Origin of the sequence: Dolichospermum lemmermannii CS-548 (assembly GCF_028330815.1) — a bacterium.
Classification (GTDB): Bacteria; Cyanobacteriota; Cyanobacteriia; order Cyanobacteriales; family Nostocaceae; genus Dolichospermum; species Dolichospermum lemmermannii.
This window is the reverse complement of the sequence record NZ_JAQMTJ010000161.1, coordinates 1-6,735: the sequence shown is the minus strand read 5'-3', so window position 1 is coordinate 6,735 and position 6,735 is coordinate 1. Positions and strand designations below refer to the sequence as shown.

At 38.1% G+C, this 6,735-nt stretch carries 9 protein-coding genes; 1 reads left to right on the top strand and 8 read right to left on the bottom strand.

What is annotated here, in order from left to right:
• Positions 1-71: 71 nt before the first annotated feature.
• From PN450_RS10790 to PN450_RS10755, 8 genes are all read right to left on the bottom strand, one after another.
• The gene (locus tag PN450_RS10790) at positions 72-506 is read right to left on the bottom strand and encodes a hypothetical protein (protein WP_271836261.1); all 435 of its coding nucleotides are present in this window, start codon (positions 504-506) and stop codon (positions 72-74) included.
• A 78-nt stretch (positions 507-584) separates the two neighbouring features.
• Positions 585-917 (bottom strand): hypothetical protein, encoded by a 333-nt coding sequence (locus tag PN450_RS10785; protein WP_271836260.1) that lies wholly within the window; start codon positions 915-917, stop codon positions 585-587.
• Between the two features lie 223 nt (positions 918-1,140).
• Positions 1,141-1,665, bottom strand: a complete 525-nt coding sequence (locus tag PN450_RS10780; RefSeq protein WP_015080826.1) for a YqeG family HAD IIIA-type phosphatase — start codon at positions 1,663-1,665, stop codon at positions 1,141-1,143.
• A gap of 197 nt (positions 1,666-1,862) precedes the next feature.
• Positions 1,863-2,435 carry a DUF3727 domain-containing protein gene (locus PN450_RS10775; protein ID WP_015080827.1) on the bottom strand — a complete coding sequence of 191 codons (573 nt, stop codon included), beginning with the start codon at positions 2,433-2,435 and terminating at the stop codon, positions 1,863-1,865.
• Positions 2,436-2,615: 180 nt separating this feature from the next.
• A complete protein-coding gene (gene ruvX / locus PN450_RS10770) occupies positions 2,616-3,116 on the bottom strand; it encodes a Holliday junction resolvase RuvX (protein WP_148762043.1) in 501 nt (166 codons plus the stop codon).
• The gene (locus PN450_RS10765) at positions 3,094-4,338 is read right to left on the bottom strand and encodes a GNAT family N-acetyltransferase (RefSeq protein WP_148762041.1); all 1,245 of its coding nucleotides are present in this window, start codon (positions 4,336-4,338) and stop codon (positions 3,094-3,096) included. Before PN450_RS10765 ends, ruvX begins: the two co-directional genes overlap by 23 nt.
• 225 nt (positions 4,339-4,563) lie before the next feature.
• Positions 4,564-4,776 carry a hypothetical protein gene (locus PN450_RS10760; protein WP_148762039.1) on the bottom strand — a complete coding sequence of 71 codons (213 nt, stop codon included), beginning with the start codon at positions 4,774-4,776 and terminating at the stop codon, positions 4,564-4,566.
• Positions 4,777-4,949: 173 nt separating this feature from the next.
• On the bottom strand, positions 4,950-5,387 hold the full coding sequence (locus PN450_RS10755) for a DUF29 domain-containing protein (RefSeq protein WP_213711603.1): 438 nt from the start codon (positions 5,385-5,387) through the stop codon (positions 4,950-4,952).
• Positions 5,388-5,658: 271 nt separating this feature from the next.
• Here PN450_RS10755 and PN450_RS10750 point away from each other — a divergent pair, with 271 nt between their 5' ends.
• Entirely contained in the window at positions 5,659-6,678 is a 1,020-nt protein-coding gene (locus tag PN450_RS10750) for a M61 family metallopeptidase (RefSeq protein WP_417033745.1), read from the top strand.
• The last annotated feature ends 57 nt before the right edge of the window (positions 6,679-6,735 follow it).

Here is a 6,735-nt window from a genome sequence, read left to right as displayed (position 1 = left end):
TTCACTTTATCACACCACGTCCCTTTTAATGCTACTTATTCTCATTAAGCATCTTAATTTTTGAATTGACTTTAGTTATTATGTACTACTTTAAGGGCTTTTTTGATCTGTGACAGTTTGGGGTGCGGAATGTGGGTTCTATAATCAGTCTCTTCTGTTTGGATTTTACCGAAATTATTGCCTAAAAATCTAGCACCATCGTTAGAAGATATGGCATACACTTCTGTGTAGCCTCTGTCACATCCAATTATTTTACCTTGAGTCTTTTTTTCAGCTTTTTCAATGTCAGTCGTGTAATGTATTTCCCATCTACAATTACGCTTGATTAGCCTTAACTGACATTTTACTTCCGTCGGTAAAGTCGTTGGTAACTTGAGGGTTTTACATGGAGTTAACCCTCCGAAACGCAACCACACTACACCTTTGCTATCTAATTTAGTATCAAAAGCCCTAAGAATAATTTGGTTACAAACTTTTGTGTTACCTCGATCCCAAAACTTTCTCATCAATGTGCAAAGTTTGGGGTGTTCCAACCATTCACGACTTTCTAATGTCAGCTGTAAAACCCCTTTTTTAGATGGGAACTATTGGAACGATTGACCCAAATATTTCATCACCTTTTCGACACAAGCAGCCTGAACCAAATGGATATCATCAATTACATCGTAGAGGGTTGAATCCCATAACTTAGCAGGTAATTGATACTTATCCTTAGATTTACGTAATTGTTTATCAATCTCAAATTTAGAAACACCCCAAGCTTTTAAAGAGCCAAATTCGTTCCATAAATCAGAGCGTAGTTGTCCTAAACGTAAAGCAATCAAATCAAGTTCGTCAGATTTCCAAGTATTTAGTTTTTCAGTCCCTAAAATAGCGATTCTCGTAACGGTTAACTGATTCTTGACAATACGTTTCATATTCTAGACTTACTACATTGTTTATAAACTTGTTCTGGGGTTAAGTATTTCATTTTCCGGTTAAATACGATTAACCCCAGTATACTACGTTATTTTGAAATTAAAATGATAGACTTTTGAGATTAATAGAAGTCGGGGATTTTTGATCAAGCGACAATATCTTTTTCTGGCTTCAGAAATATCCTCAGACGTGCCGAGATTTTTTAATTTTCGCTGACAATTTTTAATTTTTAATTGTAATAGATGCGCCTAATATCTCAGATATCCAAACTTCAATATTGCGGATAGGATGGGAACGGAGGGCTGTAAAATCGGGATGGATGATTGGTTCGACTAAAATTGTAAACATTCCCAAGCGATTACCGGCTAAAACATCAGTAAACAAGCGATCGCCTACCATACCTACTTGATGTGCAGGTAAATTCATTTCTTGCAACGCCGCCCGAATTTTCCGCCGGGAGGGTTTGGCCGCACCCAAGTAATAAGGTAAATTTAGAGAACGGGCAATACCACCAATTCGCGCTTCACTTAAATTATTACTAACTAACCATAGTGCTGTACAAATCCGAATTTCTGCCACCCATGCTTGCAATTCTGGGAAAGTAGAACTCGTTGTCATGGGTACTAAAGTTTCATCCACATCTAATACTAGCCCTTTCAGCCCATATTGTTGGATGACACCTGGTGTCAGCGTTAATACTGAACCTGATAAAATCAAGTTAGGCTCTAATAGATGGTTGCGAGTCATAATTTTTTGTGAAGGCTAGGAGGTAGGGGCGCAGGGACTAAGCCCATTCAGGAGTCAGGAGTCAGAAAGAAAAATTTGAAGTTTAGATTTATTAAGCAAACTCTAACTAAATTTAGATTTTTGAATAAGGCAAAAGGTAAAAGGCAACAGTAATTAATTAAATTACCAATCACCAATTACCAATTACCAATTACCAATTAATCAAGCTCATTAAACAGATGTTCTTCTAAGAGGGGTTGAAATTTACGAAACTCTTCGGGGGAAAGTAATTCTGGTTCACCCGTTTTAGTCATTCTCGCAAAAAAGAGCAGGGGATCAAGGGGAGTATAAATTGCATACTCCTGTTCATCATGATAAAAAGTGGCAATTTCCATTAATTGCTCTGGTTCTAAACCGTTTTCTTCATCTTCAAGTTCTAAAGTAAAGAATTTTGATTCATCTTCAGGAGGCAACTCACCTGCTACAGTTAAGGCATAAGCAGTATTCTTGAGAATCAAGTTTTGCTCAGAAAGAACCGCTTGAGCAGTGCCGAAAATTTCGTCAATGATCTCATCATCTTCCACCAAGACGGCTTCTTCTTCGTCGCCATCAACTTGCCAAGCAAAAATTTCTATTGGTGCATCTATAGGCAGAAGGAGAACATATTTTTCCCCCTCTACATCGAGCGTATGCTCAATGTAACATTCTAGTGTCCGTTTTAGCTCATCTGTTAAAATCAGAGAACTTTCGGAATCGTGATCATTGTCTTCAGGAAGTGGAGATGAATACATAGCTGAATTATGTAACTGTAACAATACTCTTATATATGGAAATCATTGAACCGCTAAATGACAGCCGATGTCAACCATAAATTGAGAGATCCAACTGACGCTCTCAGGTCTAAAGACACTGAAATCATTAAGATCAAATAAATGATCTGTAATAGTTTTTAGAATACCATTTAAAAGGGATCACTCATCGGTAAATGCTACCGATCTCTGTACCGAACTCCGTCTAGCATCTAGCCATTGTTGTAAAATCAATGCAGCAGCCTTGCGATCAATTAAACCCTTATTCCTTGATGGGGAGCGATTCTCAGCTATTATCAGTTGTTCCGCTTGATAAGAAGTTAATCGTTCATCCATATATTCTAAAGGAAGTTTCAGCGCATCCGCCAATCTAGCCGCAAATTTCTGGACATGACGGGCTTGAAACCCGATAGTACCATCCATTGAATAAGGTAAACCAACAACGAGAATTTGTACCTGTCGCTCATTGACTATTTGCTGAATTTTCTCTACATCTTCGATAAAAGACTTGCGCTCAATTGTCGTTATACCCGTGGCAATTAACCCAGTCCCATCACATCCAGCTAAACCGATGCGTTTACTACCAACATCCACACCCAAAGCGGAAATAAATGATTTTGATTGCTGTTGAGAGATCACGCTATTGTTGCTCCTGGGATTCATCTGCGGCTGAATCTGATGGACAGGGTATATCCATGTTAGGATTTTGATGAGTAGAAGCCACAATTTCTGACTGCATTGGTATAGCCCTTTCTGGATGCACCTGCTGAGTTTGCGGCATCCATGACATCCCCCCAGGGATAGGTTTCCGGGTTGGTTGTAGTCCTTGTAACATTTCCTGCCACTGAATCCCCTCTAAGGAGACAAATTTCGATTCTCGCAGTTTATGCCAAACTGAGCGAGACATGATCAGGGTATGTTCTTTGCGTTTAGCCCCAATCCGCTCTAAATATTCTTCTCTTTCTGGTTGATAGTCTGAAGAAGCTAATTGTAATCCTTGTTGAGGAAAATCTTGAGCAATGCGGGCTAATTGAGACAATAATTCAGGATACAACCAAGTATAAGCCGGATGAACTGTAAGAGTTGCTACATGAGGATTTTCACCTGTGCGATCAAGTTGCACCTGAAAATAACCAATGGCTGCTTTCCGCTGGGGTTCAAAGACATAACCACTCACAACTTCAGTTTTTGTCATCCACTGCTTGAGAGCATCAATAATAGCCCCAAACAAAGTCGTTTTAAAGTCGTGGGTGTGTCGATCAAATACTTGCCTTACCAAAGGTGGCATTGATGCTGTATCCAGTTGATATAGCAACGGAGCATCAGCATTACTCACCGGTAAGAGGTTGGGTAAATCTGGTTCAGTTTGAATTAATTCCGCTAATAACTGGGGACTAATTTCCCAGTATGTCATTTCTGCTAACCGTTGAAATCCATTGTGGCGATACAGTGCTAAAGCATCAACGTCATTGATATTAACTTCTAGTATCCATGTTCGCGCTTCTAAAATTGATTCAAAGCAATGGCGCAGTAGTTGTGAACCTACTCCCATTCTGTCGCCAGTCCCTGCTAACATCACCCGATTAATTCGCCAAGTGCTGCGGGTTCGGTTAAATGGTGATACTTGAATCATTCCCAGTAGTATCCGTCCCTGTTCGGCAACATAGCCCCAGAAGCGATATTGTAATGGGTTGGGAAACCAACTTAAGAATTTGAGTAACCCATACCAGCGTCGTAGCCATTGCATTTGCCGCATGGCCGCACCAGCTTCTTGGGGAGAAAGATGGGACAATGATTCTTGAGTTAAGCAATCAATTCCGTCCAAATCCCTATGTTGGACTGGTCGGATAACAACGCTGAGGTTTCGAGGGAGTAGTGAAGTCATGTTGATTCAAGCCGCCATTTAACCTTTAAAAAATAGGATTGGTGATGTGATGCTGCAATCATTTTAACGGCTTTTTTTCTCTTAGGTCTTGCTCCCAAAGAGTGATTTTTTTAAGTGACCACGTAAAAAAAATATAAAAAGCAGAAACCGTGATTATACCTTTGGGGTGAAAACCACAATACCTGCTTCTATTCTAGGATAATTCTACTCAAAATACTTTTAAATCTATAGACCTTGGCGAGAAGCGAATTTTTCAAAGTCGGCTTGGGTTTGATGAAGTAATTGTTGACGACTATCTGAAATTACTTGTTTGCAGTTGGGAACCAAGTTGGGAACCAGATTTCGAGCTTGTAGTGCCATGTGCATTTGTAGATGAGCAACGTATTCACTTATATCTTGGTTGTCTACAGTTGCGCCCGTTAGTACATTTGATTCCATTGCCACTGGGTTCTCCTTGATAAATTTGGTGTAATTGCTTTACTAGACTAGATCAGAAGTTATCATTTTTTTTACTTAACTGCCTAATTTCGCAATGAAGTGTAATGATTGGGAAGGAGGGAACAGCCAAAAATCAAGATAAATAACCTGATTTTTTCCCAAATAGAAATTTTCTAATCCTCCCAAAGTGTATAAGTTTCGTTAAAAACCTCATCCCAACTTAAAGCAATAATATCTGGTTTCTTACCCATTTCATCTCTAGCATCCTGTTTTGCAGCCAGAAAACACTTGTTCCAAATTGATTCCCAAAAATCTCGATTGAGACTTGGCATTTCTTCTTGACTGGCAGTAATTTCTGCCCTAGCTGAACGAATAGAAATTACCCAACTAGCACTACGTTTTTCCGGTTGACATTTCCACTTAATTATATGCAGTATCAATCGAGTTAATTGACTAATTACTGCTCTTTTTTCTGATCGCCCCATAGACTCGGCTAAACTCTCTAAAATATCATCAACTTCTTTCATTTTCCCCTCCTCTAGCAGTTGTTTTGCTTTTACTACAGCTAAATATGGTGATTGAAAAACCAGTTCGTCATAAGGTACTGTCATAATTAATAACTCCTTGGCTTGTTTTTTCCCAAATCTTGCATAAAAGATGGTACTGTTTTAACAACTTATACAAAAAATATCCTTTTGTGATTAGATACAATCAGCAAAGACCTCCACTCTAAGAGTATTGTAGGTTTACAAATCAGTCAATAATCTTGGTTTACATAAAATCATCATAAACACATCATATCATTAATTTTATATGCCTATACTTGACGATTAACGATAGACTGTTGATTATGGATAAGTAAATCAAAACTCAACACACAAAATGATTTTAGAACTCTCTCCACAAATTCATTACTTGGTGGGAATGTCTCAACCAGAAACCCATTTATTTGAGGTGACTTTACACATTGTTAACTATCCGTCAGCAGTTCTCGATTTAAAAATGCCAGTGTGGACTCCTGGTTCATATTTGGTGCGGGAATATGGCAGACATTTACAGGATTTTGCGGCTTTTGCGAATAATCAACCCTTATCTTGGCATAAAGTTAGTAAAAATCATTGGCAAGTAGAAAAAGGCAATACTTCAGAAGTAACTATTCATTACCGTGTATTTGCTAATGAATTAACAGTAAGAACAAATCATTTAGATGCTACTCACGGTTACTTTAATGGGGCAGCTTTGTTTTTTAGAATCCCTGATTGGGAAAATTTTCCCATGCAGATAAGGGTAATTCCTGCTAACCCTCAATGGCAAGTAACTACTAGTTTACCAACATTCGCAGAAACAGTAAATACTTTTTTAGCGGCAGATTTTGATACTTTAGTTGATAGTCCTTTTGAAGTTGGTTGTCATCAATTATATAATTTTGAAGTTTTGGGTAAACCCCATGAATTAGCAGTTTGGGGAAAAGGAAATTTTCAACCAGAACAAATGATTGCTGATTGCCAAAAAATTATTGAGGTAGAATCACAAATGTTTGGTGGTTTACCTTATGACAGATATGTATTTTTTCTGCATTTGCTTCAGCAGGGTTTTGGTGGTTTAGAACATAAAAATTCTTGTTCTTTAATTTATCAAAGGTTTGGATTTCGGACTGTGGATAAATATGAGCCATTTTTGCAATTGGTAGCCCATGAATTCTTTCATTTATGGAATGTTAAAAGAATTCGTCCTTTGGGGTTAGAAGTGTTTGATTATGATCAGGAAAATTATACACCATCTTTGTGGTTTTGCGAGGGAACAACCAGTTATTATGATTTAACCCACATTCCGCACCCCAAAATGTTACAGAGGGAAATTACGGAGATGAAAATCAAAGGGAGCATCAAAACAAACAGATAAAGTGAAAAAAGGCATTTGAGAAACAGTAAATCACCAAAAATGTCATCAAAATCTATT